This window comes from Roseofilum sp. (assembly GCF_982964205.1).
This window is the reverse complement of the sequence record NZ_CEZBFX010000093.1, coordinates 1-19,845: the sequence shown is the minus strand read 5'-3', so window position 1 is coordinate 19,845 and position 19,845 is coordinate 1. Positions and strand designations below refer to the sequence as shown.

At 42.8% G+C, this 19,845-nt stretch carries 25 protein-coding genes; 10 read left to right on the top strand and 15 right to left on the bottom strand.

Going from position 1 to position 19,845, the window contains the following annotated elements:
• The first annotated feature begins 269 nt into the window (after positions 1 to 269).
• Complete coding sequence (locus AC3A14_RS18620) at positions 270 to 566, top strand: hypothetical protein (RefSeq protein WP_487779100.1); 297 nt, start codon at positions 270 to 272, stop codon at positions 564 to 566.
• 100 nt (positions 567 to 666) lie between these two features.
• Here AC3A14_RS18620 and AC3A14_RS18615 read toward each other — a convergent pair whose 3' ends face one another.
• From AC3A14_RS18615 to AC3A14_RS18605, 3 genes are all read right to left on the bottom strand, one after another.
• Positions 667 to 1,011: a XisI protein gene (locus AC3A14_RS18615; RefSeq protein WP_487779099.1), complete on the bottom strand. Its 345-nt coding sequence runs from the start codon at positions 1,009 to 1,011 to the stop codon at positions 667 to 669.
• Entirely contained in the window at positions 999 to 1,415 is a 417-nt protein-coding gene (locus AC3A14_RS18610) for an element excision factor XisH family protein (protein ID WP_487779025.1), read from the bottom strand. Before AC3A14_RS18610 ends, AC3A14_RS18615 begins: the two co-directional genes overlap by 13 nt.
• A 72-nt stretch (positions 1,416 to 1,487) precedes the next feature.
• Positions 1,488 to 1,631, bottom strand: a complete 144-nt coding sequence (locus tag AC3A14_RS18605; protein ID WP_487779098.1) for a hypothetical protein — start codon at positions 1,629 to 1,631, stop codon at positions 1,488 to 1,490.
• Between the two features lie 73 nt (positions 1,632 to 1,704).
• On the opposite strand from AC3A14_RS18605, the gene AC3A14_RS18600 reads away from it, so the two are divergent.
• Entirely contained in the window at positions 1,705 to 2,001 is a 297-nt protein-coding gene (locus AC3A14_RS18600; protein ID WP_318737133.1) for a hypothetical protein, read from the top strand.
• Positions 2,002 to 2,008: 7 nt separating this feature from the next.
• The gene (locus AC3A14_RS18595) at positions 2,009 to 2,413 is read left to right on the top strand and encodes a type II toxin-antitoxin system VapC family toxin (RefSeq protein WP_413039154.1); all 405 of its coding nucleotides are present in this window, start codon (positions 2,009 to 2,011) and stop codon (positions 2,411 to 2,413) included.
• A gap of 54 nt (positions 2,414 to 2,467) precedes the next feature.
• Here AC3A14_RS18595 and AC3A14_RS18590 read toward each other — a convergent pair whose 3' ends face one another.
• Positions 2,468 to 2,809 (bottom strand): XisI protein, encoded by a 342-nt coding sequence (locus AC3A14_RS18590; RefSeq protein ID WP_318737131.1) that lies wholly within the window; start codon positions 2,807 to 2,809, stop codon positions 2,468 to 2,470.
• The gene (locus AC3A14_RS18585; protein ID WP_487779097.1) at positions 2,797 to 3,213 is read right to left on the bottom strand and encodes a XisH family protein; all 417 of its coding nucleotides are present in this window, start codon (positions 3,211 to 3,213) and stop codon (positions 2,797 to 2,799) included. Before AC3A14_RS18585 ends, AC3A14_RS18590 begins: the two co-directional genes overlap by 13 nt.
• A 329-nt stretch (positions 3,214 to 3,542) precedes the next feature.
• Between AC3A14_RS18585 and AC3A14_RS18580 the strand changes: the two genes are divergently transcribed.
• Positions 3,543 to 4,688 carry an AAA family ATPase gene (locus AC3A14_RS18580; RefSeq protein WP_318734920.1) on the top strand — a complete coding sequence of 382 codons (1,146 nt, stop codon included), beginning with the start codon at positions 3,543 to 3,545 and terminating at the stop codon, positions 4,686 to 4,688.
• Positions 4,685 to 5,368 (top strand): hypothetical protein, encoded by a 684-nt coding sequence (locus tag AC3A14_RS18575; RefSeq protein ID WP_318734923.1) that lies wholly within the window; start codon positions 4,685 to 4,687, stop codon positions 5,366 to 5,368. The genes AC3A14_RS18580 and AC3A14_RS18575 overlap by 4 nt, the downstream gene beginning before the upstream one ends.
• Positions 5,369 to 5,576: 208 nt before the next feature.
• On the opposite strand, the gene AC3A14_RS18570 is transcribed toward AC3A14_RS18575, so the two are convergent.
• The 4 genes from AC3A14_RS18570 to acnB all read right to left on the bottom strand — a co-directional run bounded on the left by AC3A14_RS18570 (position 5,577) and on the right by acnB (position 9,632).
• Positions 5,577 to 6,308, bottom strand: coding sequence for a coiled-coil domain-containing protein (locus AC3A14_RS18570; protein WP_318734925.1), 732 nt, complete (start codon positions 6,306 to 6,308; stop codon positions 5,577 to 5,579).
• Between the two features lie 228 nt (positions 6,309 to 6,536).
• A complete protein-coding gene (locus AC3A14_RS18565) occupies positions 6,537 to 6,791 on the bottom strand; it encodes a hypothetical protein (RefSeq protein ID WP_318737128.1) in 255 nt (84 codons plus the stop codon).
• A complete protein-coding gene (locus AC3A14_RS18560; protein ID WP_318734930.1) occupies positions 6,791 to 6,979 on the bottom strand; it encodes a hypothetical protein in 189 nt (62 codons plus the stop codon). The genes AC3A14_RS18565 and AC3A14_RS18560 overlap by 1 nt, the downstream gene beginning before the upstream one ends.
• A gap of 61 nt (positions 6,980 to 7,040) precedes the next feature.
• Positions 7,041 to 9,632: a bifunctional aconitate hydratase 2/2-methylisocitrate dehydratase gene (gene acnB, locus AC3A14_RS18555; protein WP_487779096.1), complete on the bottom strand. Its 2,592-nt coding sequence runs from the start codon at positions 9,630 to 9,632 to the stop codon at positions 7,041 to 7,043.
• A 233-nt stretch (positions 9,633 to 9,865) separates the two neighbouring features.
• On the opposite strand from acnB, the gene AC3A14_RS18550 reads away from it, so the two are divergent.
• On the top strand, positions 9,866 to 10,807 hold the full coding sequence (locus AC3A14_RS18550; protein ID WP_318734936.1) for a hypothetical protein: 942 nt from the start codon (positions 9,866 to 9,868) through the stop codon (positions 10,805 to 10,807).
• Between the two features lie 21 nt (positions 10,808 to 10,828).
• Positions 10,829 to 11,644, top strand: a complete 816-nt coding sequence (locus AC3A14_RS18545; RefSeq protein ID WP_318701014.1) for a DUF3598 family protein — start codon at positions 10,829 to 10,831, stop codon at positions 11,642 to 11,644.
• Positions 11,645 to 11,674: 30 nt separating this feature from the next.
• Here the strand turns inward: AC3A14_RS18545 and AC3A14_RS18540 are convergent, their stop codons facing one another.
• Complete coding sequence (locus AC3A14_RS18540) at positions 11,675 to 12,403, bottom strand: energy-coupling factor ABC transporter ATP-binding protein (RefSeq protein ID WP_318718998.1); 729 nt, start codon at positions 12,401 to 12,403, stop codon at positions 11,675 to 11,677.
• Between the two features lie 18 nt (positions 12,404 to 12,421).
• Positions 12,422 to 13,279: an Rpn family recombination-promoting nuclease/putative transposase gene (locus tag AC3A14_RS18535; RefSeq protein WP_318734938.1), complete on the bottom strand. Its 858-nt coding sequence runs from the start codon at positions 13,277 to 13,279 to the stop codon at positions 12,422 to 12,424.
• A gap of 143 nt (positions 13,280 to 13,422) precedes the next feature.
• Between AC3A14_RS18535 and AC3A14_RS18530 the strand changes: the two genes are divergently transcribed.
• From AC3A14_RS18530 to AC3A14_RS18520, 3 genes are read left to right on the top strand one after another with little or no spacing between them, the layout of a single operon-like run.
• Positions 13,423 to 14,433 carry a GTPase family protein gene (locus AC3A14_RS18530; protein ID WP_318734941.1) on the top strand — a complete coding sequence of 337 codons (1,011 nt, stop codon included), beginning with the start codon at positions 13,423 to 13,425 and terminating at the stop codon, positions 14,431 to 14,433.
• A 39-nt stretch (positions 14,434 to 14,472) separates the two neighbouring features.
• Positions 14,473 to 14,706 (top strand): hypothetical protein, encoded by a 234-nt coding sequence (locus AC3A14_RS18525; protein ID WP_283766353.1) that lies wholly within the window; start codon positions 14,473 to 14,475, stop codon positions 14,704 to 14,706.
• Between the two features lie 31 nt (positions 14,707 to 14,737).
• Positions 14,738 to 15,358 (top strand): VWA domain-containing protein, encoded by a 621-nt coding sequence (locus tag AC3A14_RS18520; protein ID WP_318719001.1) that lies wholly within the window; start codon positions 14,738 to 14,740, stop codon positions 15,356 to 15,358.
• Between the two features lie 17 nt (positions 15,359 to 15,375).
• Here the strand turns inward: AC3A14_RS18520 and AC3A14_RS18515 are convergent, their stop codons facing one another.
• The 4 genes from AC3A14_RS18515 to AC3A14_RS18500 all read right to left on the bottom strand — a co-directional run bounded on the left by AC3A14_RS18515 (position 15,376) and on the right by AC3A14_RS18500 (position 19,534).
• Positions 15,376 to 16,173 carry a helix-turn-helix domain-containing protein gene (locus AC3A14_RS18515; protein ID WP_318734943.1) on the bottom strand — a complete coding sequence of 266 codons (798 nt, stop codon included), beginning with the start codon at positions 16,171 to 16,173 and terminating at the stop codon, positions 15,376 to 15,378.
• 19 nt (positions 16,174 to 16,192) lie between these two features.
• Positions 16,193 to 17,053, bottom strand: coding sequence for an Rpn family recombination-promoting nuclease/putative transposase (locus tag AC3A14_RS18510; RefSeq protein ID WP_487779101.1), 861 nt, complete (start codon positions 17,051 to 17,053; stop codon positions 16,193 to 16,195).
• 56 nt (positions 17,054 to 17,109) lie between these two features.
• On the bottom strand, positions 17,110 to 17,358 hold the full coding sequence (locus AC3A14_RS18505) for a DUF4351 domain-containing protein (RefSeq protein WP_318732625.1): 249 nt from the start codon (positions 17,356 to 17,358) through the stop codon (positions 17,110 to 17,112).
• A gap of 130 nt (positions 17,359 to 17,488) precedes the next feature.
• Positions 17,489 to 19,534, bottom strand: coding sequence for an elongation factor G (locus tag AC3A14_RS18500; protein ID WP_318719005.1), 2,046 nt, complete (start codon positions 19,532 to 19,534; stop codon positions 17,489 to 17,491).
• Positions 19,535 to 19,845 lie beyond the last annotated feature (311 nt).

Genomic DNA, 19,845 nt, shown 5'->3' with positions numbered 1-19,845 from the left:
TCTGTTTTTTGAGTTCTCCTTACTTTATTTTATCTTTTCTTTATAAACAGTCTCTTATGTTTGAGTGTAGGATACAGGTATTATATCGCCCTCGCCTCTCCAGACCCAGCGATCGCCCCCACACCCCCCTCCCCATTATCCCTATCCCAGCGAGTATCACTGTTTAGGCGATCGCTTTCCTCCGTAAACTTCCCGGTTTCTGGCTCGTGAAACGCTATTTTAGGTTATGATGAGATTATCTTAATCCAGACTGCATGGAGGTCAGTATCATGTTATCCACGGAGCTGAGACAAGAATCGATAGTTAAAAGAATTGAGGATATTGTTTCTATTTTGATGCAAGAAGATCCTTTATTCAAAGAGGATCTGGATTATTCAGAAATGGTCAAACTATTAGTTAAGTTATTTGAAGACAATTTGAATTTTGATGATTTTAATGGTATGTCTGACGAAGAATTAAAAGAACATTCTAGTGGCATATTAGCCATAGAACTCTTGTCGAAAATTGGACAAGATTTTACTCCAGCGCAAATGGCAGCTTTTGAGGATGCGATTAAAAGAAAATAGCTTATTATGGATTACTTGTTAGATACTAATATTGTTTCTTTAGCTATCAAAAATAATAGTTCAGTTAATCAAAAAGTTAGGGAGATATAAGCGTCATGGGTTAGGCGATCGCAAAGTCCATAAACTTCCGGGTTTCCGGAGCATGAAACGCCAGCACAATGTCTTCTTTCGGTACTCCTTCTCTCAATAACTCAGTCGCAATACCTTCCTCTGTCCAATCTTCTTCTATGTAAATTTTCTCGTTTTTGATTCTTACATAAACTGAAATCGCTCTAACTCGCTTTCTGGAAGTCCAACCAATATCAAACCAAAGATATTGATCTCTTTCCTCATCAAAGGATAATATTGTATCTATTCCCTCCAAGTTAGGGGTTTGGCTCGCAATGCGATCGTATTCAGTTAAGATTTTCTTGACTAGGAAGCGATGTTTTTCTAGTTTATCCATTGGACAATCTCCTCATAAGCAAGATCGATAACAATCAACAAGATTTTGTATTCTTCAATAACCAAATCAATACCTTTTTGTTGAAAAAACGTTTCATAAATCCTTTTTTCAATCGCTAGGTAGATACGGTCAGTTGGACGAATTTGGGATAATAGGGTTCGATATAAAATGTATTGTCCTAAAGCACATTGAAATTCATGAATAGCAGAGAGACTTAAAAAGCTTTTAATCTCGACGACAATGTTTGTATCTTCTTTCTGTACAGAAAATAGCTTTTTACCGGCCAGATCGGCAAATAGAGTAAGTCCTTCATATCTAATAGTATAAGGATCGCGAACAATTTCCCAACCATCTTTAATCAAGGCACTCTTAAAGCTTTCATGATAAGTGTCTTTGGCTGGCATTTTCCTCCTATGTGTGAGTTGAGGATACTGGTATTATAGCAAAGGCGATCGCCCTCTCCCCACTCCACTCCATCAGGCGATCGCCCCCAAACCCCCTACCCCACTATCCCTATCCCCGGCAGTATCAGGGTTTAGGCGATCGCTTGCCTCCGTAAACTTCCGCGTTTCATGCGCCTGAAACGCCAGTACAAGGTCTTCTGTGGGTACACCTTTCATCCCTAGTCATCGGTTGGAGTTATTTTAGGTTATGATAAGATTATTTGAATGCGGCTACCTGGAGGTAAGTATCATGTTATCCACTGAGCTGAAACAAAAATCGATAGTCAAAAGAATTGAGGATATTGTTTCGATTTTGATGGAAGAAGACTCCTTATTTAAAGAAGATTTAAATTACTCACAAATGGTAAATCTTTTGGTTAGTCTTGCTCAAGAAAACCTGAGTTTTGAAGAGTTTAATAGTATGCCAGATGCTGAATTGAAAGAACATTGTAGTTGTGTCATGGCTACGGAAGTCTTGTCAAAAATAGGGCAAGAGTTTACGCCTGAGCAAATGGCTATATTTGATGAAGCAGTTAAGCGAAAATAGTTTTTCTATGACCTATCTATTAGACACAAATATTGTTTCGTTAGCAGTCAAAGATAATTTGAAAATAAAGGCTAAACTAGAAGCAATAAACTTTCAAGGTAAAACCATTTATATTAGTTGTATCACTTATTTTGAAATTAGGAGAGGGTTTTTAGCGGTTGATGCACCTAAACAAAGGGAAAGATTTAACAAATTTCGCCAAAAGTATCCGATGATTCTCTTAGATGATTTAGCCATATTGGAAAAAGCGGCTGAAATTCATGCTAATCTGAGATTAAGAGGTTTACCGATTCAAACTGAAGATGTTTTAATTGCGGCGAGTGCAATGGTTAAGAATTTGATTATGGTTTCTAATGATACGGATTTAGCCAGAGTTCAAGGTTTGAGTTTAGAGAATTGGTCAGAGTTATAAGAATTTAATTGAGCTGAACCCAAAAAGCGATCGCCCTCTCCCCACTCTACTCCATCAGGCGATCGCAAATTCCGTAAACTTCCGACTTTCTGGCTCGTGAAACGCTAGTACAATGTCTTCTTTGGGTACACCTTCTCTGAGTAACTCAGTTGCAATACCGTCCTCTGTCCAATCTTCTTCTATGTAAATTTTCTCATTTTTGATTCTCACATAGACAGAAACAGCTTTAATTCTTCTGCTATCTTTCCAGCCAATATTAAACCAGAGGTATTGACTTCTGTCATCGTCAAACATTAACACTTCATCGATATCTGGATCGGGGACTTGTGCAGAAATGCGATCGTACTCGGTTAAAATATTTTTGATCAGAGTCTGATAGTGAATTAGTTTGTCCATTGGATGATTTCCTCTAGATTCAGATCGACAACTAACAATGACACTTGATAGGTTTTAAGAATAAGTTGAATTGCTACTTGCTCGAAAAACTTTTGATAGATATCCTTGCCAATGGCTAGGTAAATTTCACAGTTAGGTTGGTTTATAGAAAGGAAAGTTTTGTAAATCAAGTATTGACCTAATGCTGTCTCAAATTCCCGCATAGGAGAGCGACTGAGAAAACTTTTGATTTCAATTACAATTTGTCGTTCTTGTCTAGTGGCAGCAATTGTTTTTTGACTCGCGAGATCGGCGACTAATTTTACTTCTTCGTATTTAATAGGATAAGGATCGGCAGTGATTGTCCAACCGTCCTTGATTAGGGCATTTTTTACGGCATCATGGTAAGTATCTTTGGCAGGCATTTTCCTCCTATGTGTGAATTGAGGATACTGAATATTATATCAAAGGCGATCGCCCTCTCCCCACTCTACTCCATCAGGCAATCCGCCCCCAAACCCCCTACCCCACTATCCCTATCCCAGGCAGTATCAGGGTTTAGGCGATCGCAAATTCTGTAAACTTCCGAGTTTCAGGGGCATGAAATGCCAGTATAACGTTCTTAGTATATTTTTCACCATTTGTAAATAGTAGTTTGTCATTTGATAGAAGTTTTGGTATAATCTGGCTATCTAAAATTTTAGTTAATAAATTACTGCGCCTTAATTGCTTAAAGTTTTTCCTATTCAATAGCATGAGAATTCTAAAATTAGAGTATTACGATAAAGAAGAAGAATGGCAACTTGAACCAGTGGAGTTTTCAGAAGGTATCAACCTTCTGGTTGGTGTTTCTGGTGCAGGTAAGACTAAAATTTTAACAGCTCTTAGAAGTTTAAAAGCTATTGCTAATGGTAACTCTCTTAATGGAGTTAAGTGGAGTCTTTCCTTTGTTACTAAAAGTAATATTAACTACAACTGGAGTGGTGAATTTGAGATCAAAGAAAATACCAGTTTTATTGATGACAATTTAGAAGATGATGATAATGTGAAGATTGTCTATGAAGAATTAAAGTGTGATGATACAACTCTTGTTACAAGAACTTCAGAAAAGATTTTTTTCAAAAAAAAAGAAACCCCTAAGCTATCTCCTTATGACAGTGTAATTGAGTTATTAAAACAGGAAGATGACATTATTCCTGTTAAGAAAGAATTAGATAAAATTATACTTATTGATTCAGATCGTGATGTTTATAAGATATGGCGTTTTCCAATATCTATATTAGAAAAATATGAAACATCATCATTTTTTCAATTAAAAGAAAGCGATCTACCTATTCCTATAAAGTTTGCTATAATCAACCGACTTTTTCCTGAAGAATTTAAAAAGATAAAGGATGCATTTAAATCTATTTTTAATAATATCATAGACATTAAAATAGAAACTCCAAAATATAAAAGTGTACCTATTGTATTATCTGCATTATTGGAAGAATCTATTGTATTTAATATTAAAGAGAAAGGTATCGATAACTGGATTGATAATATTTCATCAGGAATGTTTAAAACTCTGATGTATATCAGCGAATTATATCTATCTCCGGAAAACTCCGTTATCCTTATTGATGAATTTGAGAATAGTTTAGGCATTAATTGTATTGATAGTGTAACAGACTTGGTTTGGGAAAATACGAATTTGCAGTTTATAGTTACAAGCCATCATCCTTATATCATTAATAATATTAGTCCTAAATATTGGAAAATTGTTACCCGTAAAGGAAATATAGTAACTGTTAAAGATGCAAAAGATTTTCACATTCCTGATTCTAGGAAGAAAGCTTTTATTGATTTAATCAATATTCTCAAAAATGAAGATGATGATTGTGATTCGGAGGATGAATGAATCTTTACTTCTTGGTTGAGGGTAATAGTACAGAAAGAAAAATCTATCCAAAGTGGCTTGAATATCTAATTCCTGAATTGAAGCGAGTTGAATATTCTGATCAAGTTGTCAATAACAACTACTATTTAATTAGTGGAGAAGGATATCCTCGAATTTTGCATGATGGTTTGGAGAACGCAATTGATAAAATTCAAGAAGTTCAGAATTATGATTACTTAGTGCTTTGTGTTGATTCTGATGAGGATACTGTAGATGAACGAGTTAACTATATTCAAAATTTTATACAACCAAACAAAATCAACTTAGGCAGTACACAACTTAAAGTGATTATACAGAATCGTTGTATAGAAACTTGGTTATTAGGGAATCAAACTATTTTTTCAAGGCAACCTACACAACAGCCTTTATTAGATTATTTTAGATACTATGATGTATCTCAAAACGATCCAGAGTTAATGGGCGACTATGGAATGAGAAATCATGCTGATTTTCACTTTAAATATTTGCAGGAAATTTTTAAAGCTAAACAAATATCCTATACTAAGAGAAATCCTGGTGATGCACGAAAACACTATTATTTAGAAGAACTCACGAAAAGAGTATCTAAGAATCCTACTCATTTACAAACTTTCCAGTCTTTTTTGGAGTTTTGTCGGATGATCAAGAAAAGAACCTATTAACAACTCTCCATAAACATTGAGTTTAGCCTAAATTTGACAGGCGATCGCCCATCCAAACCCAGCGTATCGCCCTCTCCCCACTCCACTCCATCAGCCTGATCGCCCCCACACCCCCCTCTCCATTCTCCCTATCCCAGGCAGTATAAGGGTTTAGGCGATTGCAAACTCTGTAAACTTCCGAGTTTCAGGGGAATGAAACGCTAGATGTTTACTGTGTTGATTGCCAGATTTCTAGTGGAATTTGCACTGAAAATGGTGCAACACTCAAACATCCAGCCGAGCCAAATGTTACATCAAATTTGCTAACTGCTTTCTGAGGTAAATCAAAATGTACACGCTTTTCTACATTTCCATTAGGGTTTACTTGCTCAACTGAATCAGTGTATCTACGGGGATAGGCTTTTCCAAAACTATCAATAACAGTCATTGAATTAACACTTCTAAGATAGAAGTTCTGAGCTACACTGGTATTGTTTTTAATACTAAATATCCATTCCATTCGACTATTTTTCTGGAAAAGGATTCGAGAGAGTTTTATATCTACATCATCGCCACATCGTCTAGATTGTAATGCTAAGTCTACATTCAGCTCAACTGGGCGTTGTATATCTGATATATCTATAACTGCTGGCTTTTGCAGCTCCTCTATAGCTCGGTCAAGGTTATCTTCTAAATTCGCTATCTCACTCTCTAAACGTGTTTTTTCACTCTCTAAGCGTTCTTTTTCTTCTTTTAGTACTTCTATTTCCTTTGGTAGGGTATCTAAATCTTCTCGAAGATCTCCTATTGTTTTTTGGTTGACAAGATTTGTTACATAACTTGAGGTCAATATACTAATCAACACTCCCAATATAGATGTAACGGCTTGTATCCAATCAGGACCGCTAGGGCCACTGCCAGGTTGTTGTGGATTGGAGTTGGGATTATTGGGGTTGGACATAATTTATAGACACCTCGATTAATGGATCTTTTGTCACTGGTGAACAAAGTCTAAACGTAGATGCTGGTAAGTCCCTGCCATTGGGTGAGTCTGGTTTAGGACTCACCCCCAGTACCATACTATACTACAGCCTCCTCTAACTTGGGCATCTGATCGGCGGGAATGACACGACCGAAACCCTCGAAACCCTCAATCTCATTGAAATTCAGGTAACGGTACAAATCAGCCTTAATTTTCATCATCAGTTAAAGATTCTAACTCATCAGAAATTAACTTTTGCCAATCCTCATCACAGTGAGAATGTAAATGAATTGAGGCTACTAATAACTCTGATAAAATTTGACCTTTTTGGCGATCGCTTAACTCAGAAAGTTGTAATTGATTAATCAAAGAAAGCACATTTTGACATTCTTCCTGTAATTCTATAATCAATTGATTTAAAGTGGAATTTTGAGTGCTAAATTTTTTAGTAATTAATTGCATTAGTTTTTTCCTAACCTTTTTAATGCTTGTTGAATACCTTTTTCAAAGGCTTTAATTTCCTTTTGCCAAGGGTTAATCAATCCTCGATCTGGAAACTCCTTATTTAATTCTAATCTTATTTTTTCTTGATGTTCAGCAATCCGAGCTTCCAAAGATAATATTGCTTTTTTAAAATGACTTTTTCCCATAAATTATAATCTTGATCGATCGAGGTGAGTCAATAAAAGACCCACCTCAATAATTAGACTACTACACCACAGCCTCTTCTAACTTCGGCATCTGATCGGCGGGAATGACGCGACCGAAATCCTCGAAACCTTTAATTTCATTGAAGTTCAGGTAACGGTACAACTCAGCCTTGAATGGATCGACCTTCTGAGCCACAATATCTAAATACTCTTCAACAGTGGGGATTTTACCGAGAAGAGCGCAGACTGCTGCTAACTCTGCCGAGCCTAAATAGACTCTCGCGCCTTTACCCATGCGGTTATTAAAATTACGGGTAGAAGTCGAGAAAACCGTGGCATTATCTTCGACGCGGGCTTGATTTCCCATGCACAAGGAACATCCCGGCATCTCCGTTCTTGCACCGGAAGCGGCAAAAATACCGTACATTCCTTCATCCCGTAACTGTTGTTCATCCATGCGGGTTGGGGGACAGATCCACAGGCGACCTTTTACTGTTCCTGCGCCTTCCAAAATCTTGGCGGCTGCCCGATAATGGCCGATATTGGTCATACAAGAACCGATGAATACCTCATCAATTCGATCGCCGGAACATTCGCTCATTAACTTGACATTATCCGGATCGTTGGGAGCGGCAACAATGGGTTCTTTGATCTCGCTTAAATTTACCTCGATACTATCAGTATACTCGGCATCTGCATCGGCTGACATTAACTCCGGGTTTGCCAACCATTGCTCCATTTTGGCAATGCGACGGGTGAGGGTAACCGCATCCTCATAGCCCCTAGCGATCATGTTTTTCATCAGCACAATATTAGATCGCAAATACTCTGCCACAGTCTCCGAACTTAACTTAATCGTAGAGCCAGCGCAAGAACGCTCTGCCGTGGCATCCGTTAGCTCAAAGGCTTGCTCTAATTTCAAGTCCGGTAAGCCCTCCATCTCCATAATGCGCCCATTAAACACATTGATTTTGTTCTCTTTGGCGACAGTGAGCTTACCCTGTTGCATCGCCACCCAGGGAATGGCATTGACGATATCGCGCAGGGTAACCCCCGGTTGCAACTCACCGGTAAATTTGACTAACACCGACTCTGGCATATCCAAGGGCATCACTCCCAGAGCCGCCGCAAATGCCACCAAACCGGAACCTGCGGGGAAGGAAATACCCAGGGGGAACCGGGTGTGGGAGTCGCCCCCCGTGCCTACAGTGTCCGGTAAGAGCATCCGGTTGAGCCAGGAGTGGATGATGCCATCTCCCGGACGCAGAGCAACCCCGGCGCGGGTGGAGAAGAAGTCCGGTAAGTCCTTGTGGGTTTTGATGTCTACCGGTTTTGGATACGCGGCGGTATGACAGAAGGTTTGCAAGGTTAAATCTGCGTTGAAACCCAAACAAGCCAGTTCTTTCAGCTCATCTCTAGTCATCGGCCCCGTGGTATCCTGGGAACCCACCGTCGTCATGATCGGTTCGCAAGAAGTTCCCGGACGCACGCCAGGCAGTCCGCAAGCTTTCCCGACCATTTTCTGTGCCAGGGTGAAGCCTTTCCCAGTATCGCTCGGTACGCTGGGACGGGTAAACAGGGGGCTGGTTTCGTAACCCAGGGCTTCACGGGTTTTGTCGGTTAAACTGCGTCCGATGAGCAAGGGAATACGTCCACCTGCGCGCACTTCATCAAGGATGGTTTCGGGTTTCAGAGAAAATGTGGAAATGACTTCTCCGGCTGGGTTGGTAATTTCTCCTTTGTAGGGATGGATGGTGATGATGTCCCCAGTGTTCAGGTTGCTGACATCGCATTCGATGGGCAGTGCGCCAGAGTCTTCGGCGGTATTGAAGAAAATGGGAGCAATTTTACCCCCAAGAATGTATCCTCCTGCCCGCTTGTTGGGAATAAAGGGGATATCTTCGCCAATGTGCCAGAGAACGGAGTTAATGGCAGACTTGCGGGAGGAACCAGTTCCCACAACATCCCCCACATAGGCGACAGGATGGCCATTTTCTTTCAGTTTGGCAATGGTTTGCAACCCTTCGGGCATCCGCGACTCTAGCATGGCGAGAGCGTGGAGGGGGATATCCGGGCGGGTGGTGGCGTGGGGTGCGGGAGAAAGATCGTCGGTGTTGGTTTCTCCAGGCACTTTGAAGACGGTGACGGTAATGGCTTCGGGGAGTTTGGGACGGCGAATAAACCAAACGGCATTGGCCCAAGCGTCGATGACTTGTTTGGCGTAGGGGTTGACTTCTGAGAGTTCTAGGACTTCGTTAAAGGCATCGAAGACGAGGGTGCTTTTGCTTAGAGCCGCCGCCGCTTCACTGGCCATGCCGTTATCATTGCTTTTGAGGATATCAACCAGGCTCTGCACATTATATCCTCCCACCATCGTCCCCAGCAGGTCGATCGCCCCCTGATGGGAAATCAACGGACACTGGATCTCATCTTTCGCAACAGCCGTGAGGAACCCCGCTTTCACGTAAGCTGCCTCATCTACTCCAGGCGGAGTGCGATCGCGCAATAACATCAGTAGCTCTTCTTTGAGTTCCTCGGGCGGCTGTTTCAACATCTCGCACAGCTCAAAGGTTTGAGCGGCATCCAAAGGTAGGGGAGGGATACCGAGGGCTGCCCTCTCTTGGGCATGTTGACGATAGTCATCTAGAAACATATAGGTCGCTCTCCTGATTCGTTTCTCTAATTATGAAGGAGTTTCCCAGTGTAGCGTCTCCTGGACTTTGGAAAACGTATCCTCCGATCCTAAAGGCTTTAAGCTGTAATCCACAGAAGAGAGAGTCGCTCTCTAATACGACTTAGAGCTAAATCGTACATAATCGGTGATTGTGGCACAATAAGAGAGTCAAGCCGCCCTTCTAGGGTGGGGTTTCAAACCCAATGTTCCCGATGAGCTTTTTATCCAAAATTTGGGGAATAGTGGTCTCGTCAGCAATGGGTCGCATTATTGCCCTTAGCCTATTGTATGGACTCACTCCACAGGCAATCACTCGCGCCCAAACTGCAATATTTGACCCGACTCCCCAAGTTACTATTATTGACGATGGCCGTAACTATAGCTTTGAAGCCGGGCAAGGCATCTATCGCGTGCGTTATAACTACACCGGTCAAAACTGGACTCATGCCGATGTTGCTCCCATTCGCATCAACACTAACCGTCCGATCGCCATTTTACCTATTCAGTACACCAGGAACTCCATGCAACCGGGAGCTAAAGTTGATGACTACCATGTAGGACTCTATTGGAATACGGTTACGGCTAATCAACTCTATCAACGCTTAAATGCCCTCGGATTTTATGTCTTGGTTCCCACTATTCAAATGTATGGCGAAAATCTCGACGGGTTTCAAGCCTTAGAACATTTTATTGCGGGTGTACATAAAGGGAATCGCAATGTACAGACTATGGTTTTAACCGCCGATGCCCATGTTGTCAGTGAAGCCAATCCCTTTCCAGGGGCACAAATGCTCGTTACGGGGTTGCATCAGCGCGATCGCCTATGGGAAAATCGGATTCAAGCTAAACTGCAACCCTTCTATCAACAGCAGGGTTTACGCAACATCGGACCCAGAGTTCGCGGTGGAAAAAGCGATCGCGAAGGTCACTCCCTCGCTTGGCATCCCTTAATTGAACGCGCAGCCGAATATAATCCCCATGTCGCTATTCTAGAAGTTGCCCAAGCCAGGGAAATTATGGCTAAAGCGAGATCCTGGGAAGCCGCTACCCAATGGGCGACTCCCGTATTTGACGCAGTAGCCGTAGCTATGGCAGAACAGGCTTGTGTAAACGGCGCAGTACTCCCACAAGTTTGTGAAGACACAACAAATTAACCATTCCCTATTCCCTAAATTATGCGATCGCAGTGGCAAAACCTCCTAGAAAACCTCGGTATTTGGGACGGTTCTTTTACCCAACTCTCCCCCCTAGGCATCGTAGAAAAAGATACCCCCACCGTCGTTACTTTTGAAGGTAGAGATAACAACCAAACTGTTTATCAGACCGTACAACGTTTTCCCCCAGGAGAAACCCCGCCCCCAATTCTAGAACTTGAATACAAATCTCTCCATCGCAACCTTCTCTTCTTTGACAATGGGCACTTTTCCCAAGGCAGCGCCCACTATAACCCAGTAGGTACTTTTGGGGGTGAATTTGGCTTCATTCACGAACAGCGCCGTTTACGATTTGTTATCCTTTATCAAAAAGGCTACCTGGATCGAATTACCCTAATTCGGGAAAAACTCCGAGACACAACCGTTCCCGAACGTCCCCTTTTAACGATCGATCAACTCTTAGGAACTTGGGAAGGAGAAGCGATCGCTCTCTATCCTGACTTACGTCCCCCAAACTATACTCGAAGCACCCTATCTATTTCACGAGAGGGTAATCAAATTACTCAAACACTCAAGAGCGGCGATATTTCCCTGAACTCAACCACCACCTTAGACGGTTCAAGACTAGAATTTACTGGAGGATCTCAACCGGTACAAGTCCTCTTACTCCCCGATGGCGGTTCAACAACCACCCCAATTAAGGTGGAATCTGGAAAACCCTTCTTTTTAGAGGTGGGATGGTTAATTTCTCCTACTGAGCGCCTACGGTTAATTCGCAGTTACGATGCTCAGGGGGCATGGCAGCGTTTAAGTTTGGTGAGGGAAAGGAAAACGTGAGTGGGGAATGGGGAATGGGCAAGCGCTGTATTATTGGAGTCGGTAGGGAACCTCTAAACCATGGTCAATCATGGTTTGCGTGTTTCCCATAACTTCTACAGTCGGCCCATCTGCAATGATGTTACCCGAGTCGAGGAGGAGCGTGCGAGAGGTGACTTCTAGGATTAAATCGAGGTCATGGGAGGAAATGAGGAGGGTTTCTCGGGACGCTTGGAGGAAGTTGATTAACCGTCGCCGCGATCGCAAATCGAGATTAGCACTGGGTTCATCATAAATGATCGCTTGGGGATGCATGGATAATACAGAGGCAATCGCCACCATACGCTTTTGCCCCCCTGATAGATGATGGGGAGGGCGATCGGCTAATTCGGTCACTCCAGTTAAGCTCAAGGCTTCTTCAGTACAGGCTTTCACGCGATCGGGAGACAGACCCATATTTTCTGGACCAAAGGCCACATCATCCCAGACAGAAGCCGAAAAGAGCTGATCGTTGGGATTTTGAAAGACTAAACCAATTTCTGGCCGAAACTGTCCCACCTCAACAGGTTTATCCCAGAGTTGAATCTCTCCGCTCGTTGGGGATAAGACTCCACACAAACAAAAAAATAGCGTAGTTTTTCCGGCTCCATTGGGGCCAATTAACCCTACCCGTTCCCCTTCTCGAATGGTGAAATTGAGGTTTTGCAGGACTGTAGGTTGGTCAGGATAAGAAAAATTCAGATTAGAAACGGCGATCGCCAGCGCTTCATCAACACTCATCCGTTCTACTTCCTCAACTTAAGATTGGCGCTCTGCCAACCAAGACATTAAATCCTCAACTGCCGTAAAATCAAGCAGCGCTTCCCCTAAATCTTCCAACACTTCCACAGACAAAGACTGAATCTGCGCTTGCAATTCTGGAGAGAGTTCCCCCACTCGTCGTGTCAAGAGACGAGTAACTAAAGAAATTTCCCGTTGTAAACCTCGCTGAATTCCTCGCTGAATTCCTTCTAGCAAACCTTCTTCGTGAATTTCCTGATAAATCACTGACTCGCGCATCATCTCTTTCCTCAATAGTTGTCTGATTAACTTTTTCTCAAATCTCAAACCTGCCAGCACTTGACTACAAGTTAGGACATCTGCTTGTTGTTTGCTCTCCTCAATTGTAGCAACACGATTAGCCACTTGCTGTAGCAACTGGCGCGGTTCGCTGGTTTTCGATAAGGTGGCCAAGGGCAATAAACCGGGAGACGATAGAAGTAAATTGGGGTCTTGTTCCCAGAGTCGAATTACCTGATAAGGATGTTGGGTTTCTCCATCTTGGTACTTGGAGACTAAAACTTGTTCGGAAACCATTTCTCGTAAGAAAATTACCACTTGATGCACGGAGCCACCATATTGCCGTTTGAGTCTCACATAGTAGTCGAGCATCCTAAACGGTAGGGGAGGTTTGGAGTAGGGACGGGTTTCAAACTCGATGTGCAGAATTTGATTACCCGCTTTTAAGAAGGTTACAGAATCAGCACGAATGGGTTCTTGTATCAGTTCAGTTTTGAGGACTTCAATGGGGGTGGGTTGCGCTAGGGGAAGCAACCATTGGATAAAGGACTCTGGGAATTTTTCAGCGAGGTATTTGCAAGCGTTGTCGTAGGCCAAGGGAGTTAAACAATAGCATCTTAACTTAAGTTTACAAGATTTTCGCAAAATAAATCACTTTTTGCTACTTTTTAATCCTTTTTATCACTGACACTGTGGCCTTCAGTTGGTAAACTGACCTATGGTCAAATCATCTAAGACAAATGGAAGATGTTAGTTTAACTCCAGATCAGATTAAACTGGTTCAAGAGGAACTGAAAAAGCGAATCGATAATCGCCAGTTTTGGGTTTCGATTGTGGGTCAAACTGGAGTTGGCAAGTCCTCTCTACTCAATGCGTTATTTGGTACTAATCTGAAGACCGATCCAGTGAAGCCCTGCACGAAAGAGATAGAAGAGATACCCGTCCAAATTAAGGAAGGAGGTACACTGTATTTTTACGATCTTCCGGGAATCGGAGAGTCAGAGGAAGCAGATGAAGGCTATTTAAAACAGTATAGAGAACACTTGCAATCTTCTGATGTTATCCTATGGGCAATTCATGCTGACAATCGCTCTGTGGTTTTTGATCAACAGTCATTGAAAAAGATCATGGAGGGGTATACTCTAGAACAGAAGGCTGTCTTAATGAGTAAACTGACCTTCATTTTGACCAAAGCGGATGTTCTGCATCCTCCTTCGTGGATCGCTGCAAAAATCGGTAATTTTGTCAAGTTTTTACCTCCTCCACAAACAAAAGAAACACTGGAACAAAAATCTTTATTTTATCAAAAGACTTTTATTGAGCCTTATGGAAACTTAATTGTATCAAAAACATATAATGATTGTGACTTTGATATTCCAGAAGAAAATTTTGAATGCGACAAAATCTCAAGACTGATTTACTATAAAGGTTATATGAATGATGAAAAACTAAGTACATATCAAAAAAAATATTCTCAATACCAAGATCTATTCGATCGTTTGTATGATAATTACAGAGTCATTCCATGTTCAGCAATCTTGAGGTATAATCTCAACAAATTGATGTTGGTTATCCTAAACAAGCTTGGAGACGAAGCAACCCTTCAATTTCGCCATATTGTTTCTGGTGATGCTCTAGATCGAGTTCCTTTTGAAAAAACTGAAAATCTTTGCAATTTATTAGTATATGACCCAGGAAATAAAAAGACCCTTTTTGAATTTCGTCGTTGGTTGAATACTCAAAAATATTGAAGTTATGGATACAAAAAAACGTAAATTAAGGTGATAGCTATGAGTTTAGACATGGATTTTATTGAAATGAGTTTAGGTGAACAAAACAAAATGAACATGGCTCTTGAAGAAGGACTAGAGGAATTAATAGATGCAGCAATCATTCATTGTGTAATAAAAGGTATTGATTGGCTAGTTGACAATACTGGAATCGATCCTGATATAGGAAATTTTATCAAAAAAAGTACAAGCTTTCTTGGTCGTTTGGCTAAAGAGATTTTCTGTGCTGTTTAAAAAATACTGTTGATTTAGTTCGGGAGAGTTTATGTCTATTGATTTAGAAAATCGTAGCTACACTCTGATTATCGATAAGAGTGGTACTATGGCAAAAAAAGATTGTGAAGCTGGTAAAAGTCGTTGGGAAGTCATGCAAGAAACAACCTTAGCTATAGCCAGCAAGTGTGAACAATTGAATTCGGATGGTGTTACTATATATACCTTCTCATCTAAATTTAGGCGTTATGACCATGTAACCTCTGAAAAAGTAGAAGAAATCTTCAGGGAAAATGAGCCTGTTGGTAGAACCGAAATGGCTCAGGTGCTACAAGATGCTCTAAATAACTATTTTCAACGTAAAGAACAAGGTCAAGCAAAGTTGGGTGGTGAAACATTTCTTGTCGTTACTGATGGGCAACCCGATCATCCGAAAGCAGTTATTGATGCTATTATCACTGCGACCCAGAAAATTGAGAGAGATGATGAATTAGCATTGTCGTTTATCCAAATTGGACATGATGCTGAAGCCACAACATTCTTGAAAACGTTGGATGATGACCTGCAAAGTGCAGGAGCAAGATTTGATATTGTGGACACGATTACAATTAATGAGATCGAAGAAGAAGGAATTGCTCTCAAAGAAGTTTTAATTAGAGCGATGACTAATTAGTACGTTGTTATCTAGTTTTATTCTTGAGTCAAAAGCTCTAGGAATTCTCGCACAACCCGATCGCCATCTTCGTTGCATTGGTTATAGTCGCAGCAATGGATCAGGGAGATGCCATGGGGTTCAAATGGGTTGTCTGTCTCTCCCGTTTTTGCTATCCGATCGGGAGAGACGACTTCCAGAATGCCCCATTTGCCTTGGTGGAACACAAGGAAGTGCGCGTCTTTGTTTTCTCTCCCGTCTGATGTGGTGAGGCGTGCTTTGGCATTGGGGAAGAAGAGAACATTGGCGCGATCTAGGGCTTCGGCTATTTTGAGTTGAGCTTCGCAATCAAAATGCCAACCGTTCCAGAGATATTTGGGAGCTTCTGGATAAGAGTTGGTTTCAGGTGGATTTTCTGGCAGTAGTTCTGATTCTAAAGTTTTAGCGTGTAAGACAGCTTCACTGCTGAGGTTAGCTAAATTTAAGGTGGCTCCACTGAGATTTGCACCATTGAGGTTAACTTCGATTTCCTGGGTGCGATGCAAAATGATGGAATTTCGGCGCAAGTATCGCTTAAAGACTGCCTGTAGGTTACTTTTCTTTACCTTTTCGTCGAGAACCCCTGAGAGTTGTTTCCACAATTTAGCGGCAACGGATTTGATATACTCATCATCGTAATTGGAAGCTTCAGCGATTTGCGGATAGGAACATCTTCCTTGCCAACATTGCCGAAAGATGAACTGCTGGACATCGTTGAGTCCTTCTCCATCTAGAAGAGTTTCGGCGATAATGCTACGCATCGCTAACGCGATCGCCAGCGCTTCGTCAACAGTCATCAGTTCCACTTCCTCAACATTAAGATAGTCGCTCCCCAAGCCAAGACACCAAATCCTCAACTCCCGTAAAATCGAGCAGCGCTTCCCCCAAATCTTCCAGAGTGTCCACTGACAAAGACTGAATCTGGACTTCTAGTTCTGGAGCAAGTTCCCCCACTCGTCGTGTTAATTGGCGCATGACAAAAGAGACCGCTTCTCTTTTCTGTCCTTGCTGAATTCCTTGCTGAATTCCTTCTAGAAGACCTTCTTCATGAATTTCCTGATAAATCACGGACTCGCGCATCGTCTCTTTCCTCAATAATTGTCTAATTAACTTTTTGTCAAATCTCAAACCTGCCAGCACTTGACTACAAGCGAGGACATCTGCTTGTTGTTTAGTCTCCTCGATTGTAGCAACCTGATTAGCCACTTGCTGTAGTAACTGGCGTGGTTCGTTGGTTTTCGATAAGGTAGCTAAGGGCAGTAAACCGGTGGAAGAGAGGAGAAAATTGGGGTCTTGTTCCCAGAGTCTAATCACTTGGTAGGGATGTCGAGTTGCTCCGTCCTCATACTTGGAGAGCAAAACTTGTTCTGACACTATTTCTCTCAAGAAAATTACCACTTGATGCACGGAGCCACCATATTGCCGTTTGAGTCTCACATAGTAGTCGAGCATCCTAAACGGTAGGGGAGGTTTGGAGTAGGGACGGGTTTCAAACTCGATGTGCAGAATTTGATTACCCGCTTTTAAGAACGTCAGGGAGTCTGCACGGATGGGTTCTTGTATCAGTTCGGTTTTGAGGACTTCAACGGGGGTGGGTGGCCCTAGGGGAAGCAACCATTGGATGAAGGACTCTGGAAATTTTTCGGCAAGGTATTTGCAAGCGTTGTCGTAGGCCAAGGCATTCAGGGTAATCGGAAGGGTATTGTCTATGTTAGGGGAAATTTGGGCGATCGCTACCCAGCATGATCGCCCAACCAAGACACTAAATCCTCAACGCCAGTAAAATCTAGCAGCGCTTCCCCCAAATCTTCCAACGTTTCCACAGACAAAGACTGAATCTGCGCTTCCAATTCCGGAGAGAGTTCCCCCACTCGTCGCGTCAAGAGACGAGTAACTAAAGAAATTTCCCGTTGTAAACCTCGCTGAATGCCTTCGAGCAGACCTTCTTCGTGAATTTCCTGATAAATCACTGACTCGCGCATCGTCTCTTTCCTCAATATTCGAGATGGAGAATTGTCCAACTGCCGCAAACTCGCCACTCGCCATCTTGTTCCTCACCTTAAGAGGGTGGGCACTGCCCACCCTAACAATTGCCTGACTTCTGCAAGCCATCTATTCACCCGTGGTTGCTAAAACGCGATCGGCAATTTTATCCGGGACTTCTTGTAAGTGATCGTACTTCCAATCAAAGAAACCGACCCCCATGGTCAAAGAGCGCAACTCAATAATAAAGTTTTGCATTTCAGCTTGGGGAAGATACGCAGAAGTTTGATCCCATCCTTTCCAAGAGTCGAAGGGTTCATAACCGAGAATTTGACCGCGACGACCACTGAGCAGTTGCAAGACTTTGGAGGTAAATTCCGTGGGTGCAGAAATGGTAATAGCGGCGATCGGTTCGAGTAAGGTGGGTTTACCTTGACTCATCCCTGTGTTCATCGCTAACCGAGCCGCTTGTTTAAACGCTTGTTCGGAACTGTCTACACTATGGTAACTCCCATTGGTGAGAGTAACCCCCACATCAACCACAGGGAAGCCTAGAGGCCCTTGGCTCAGATATTCCCGTACTCCGGTTTCTACACCAGGAATATATTGTTTAGGCACGACTCCACCAACGATGGTGTCATTAAAGGCAAAGCCTTCTCCCCTCTCCAAGGGGCGGATATTTAAGTAGACATCGCCAAATTGACCGTGACCGCCACTTTGATGTTTATAGCGTCCGTGAACGCTCTCAACTGTTTTACGGATGGTTTCTTTGTAGGCAACCCTGGGTAAATGGGTGGCCATGGGGATGTTGTATTTACGGTTGAGTCGCTCTAGGCTGACTTTGAGATGAATTTCCCCTTGTCCCCAGAGGATAACTTCATGGGTGTCTCCGTGTTGTTCCCAATAGAGGGAAGTGTCTTCTTCTAGGAGTTTGTTGAGAGCCGGGGTAAGTTTGACTTCGTCTTTGCGGTTTTGGGGGGCGATCGCCATGGCATAAACCGGTTGGACTCTATCCGCTTTGGGTAGTCCTTCGACCTTTTTCGTTGGCGATAGGGTATCTCCTGTGTACACCCCATCCATCCGTGCTAGGGCTACAATTTCTCCAATTCCGGCTTTGGAGACTGAGTTTTGTTGTTGTCCGAATAGGCGATAAATTCCACCAGGGCGGACTCCATTGAGGACTAGACCTTCCGTAATTTCTCCTTGCCAAACGCGGATCAGAGACATTTTTCCGCCTTGGGGAGTGTAAAAGGTTTTTAAGACCTGGGCAATGGGGGTATCGCTGTCTAGATCGACTCCACGCCGCTTTGAAGTGACATCTGGGGAGGGCGCTTCTCGTTTCAGAGCATCCAGGAGCGGACGCACACCATAGCCTTCGGAAGCCACACCGAGGAATACGGGCACGATTAAATCGGCTCCTAATTCCATTTTCAGGTCTTTGACGATTTCTTCCTGGGAAGGCTCGATGTCTTCGAGCAGTTCTTCGAGCAGGCGATCGTCAAAGTCAGCTAAGGTTTCGAGCATCTGGGTTCTCGCCTGAGTTTCAGCATCTTTGAGGGACTCTGGAAGGGGAACCGGATCGGCAGGGGCATCGGGGTGGTAGTGGTAGGCTTGTTCGCTGACTAGGTCAATATAACCGATGATTTTGTCTTGAGCGGCGATCGGGAATTGATGGGGAATGATCGGGCGTGAAGATACAGATTGTAGAGCGGTAAGCAGAGCGGAAAAACTGGTTAGGCAGCGTTCTTCGTCAGTGCAGACGCGATCCATTTTATTGATGAAGACGAGATGGGGAATTTCCCAGTCGTCTAGGAATTTGAACAGAGGAGCCAGGGTGAGGATGCGATCGGGTTCGGGTTCGCAGACAATAATGGCTGCACCTACGCCCACAAGAGCGTTGTAGGTTTCTTGGGCAAATTCGATGGAACCGGGACAGTCGAGGAATGTGAAATGAATGTCTTGATAGTCTGTGGAGGCAACATTAATTTCAACACTCATTTGTTGCGATCGCGCTTCGGGCGATCCATCTCCAATACTGGTTCCGTCCTTTGTCGAGCCTTTGCGCGATAGTGCGCCGCTGACATATTCTAAACTTTCGAGCAGCGTGGTTTTACCACTCATGTAAGGGCCAACAATGGCCACATTACGGCTGCTCAATACTCCTGTTTCTTTCATAATATTCTCCTCAATTCTTAAGGTAAAGGAGGGTATGATGGGCATTTTTTATCCTTTATTGCAGGTATGCACCATCACTTCGTTATTTTTTGAGGTTACCTCTTCTGCATCAAGATTGAACAACTCGCAATCTCTTTTAAAGCAATTGGGGTACTTTTTTGAACTAAAGTGAATGAGTATTAGTTTTGATGAATTTTTGTCAACTTTCTTGTCGTGCTTCACCCTACGGAGATTAGTGGATATCTCCCCATCCCCGTATCCTGACAAGTGAATGATTTTCATGATTGTGCATCCATAGACCCTCAGAGCGC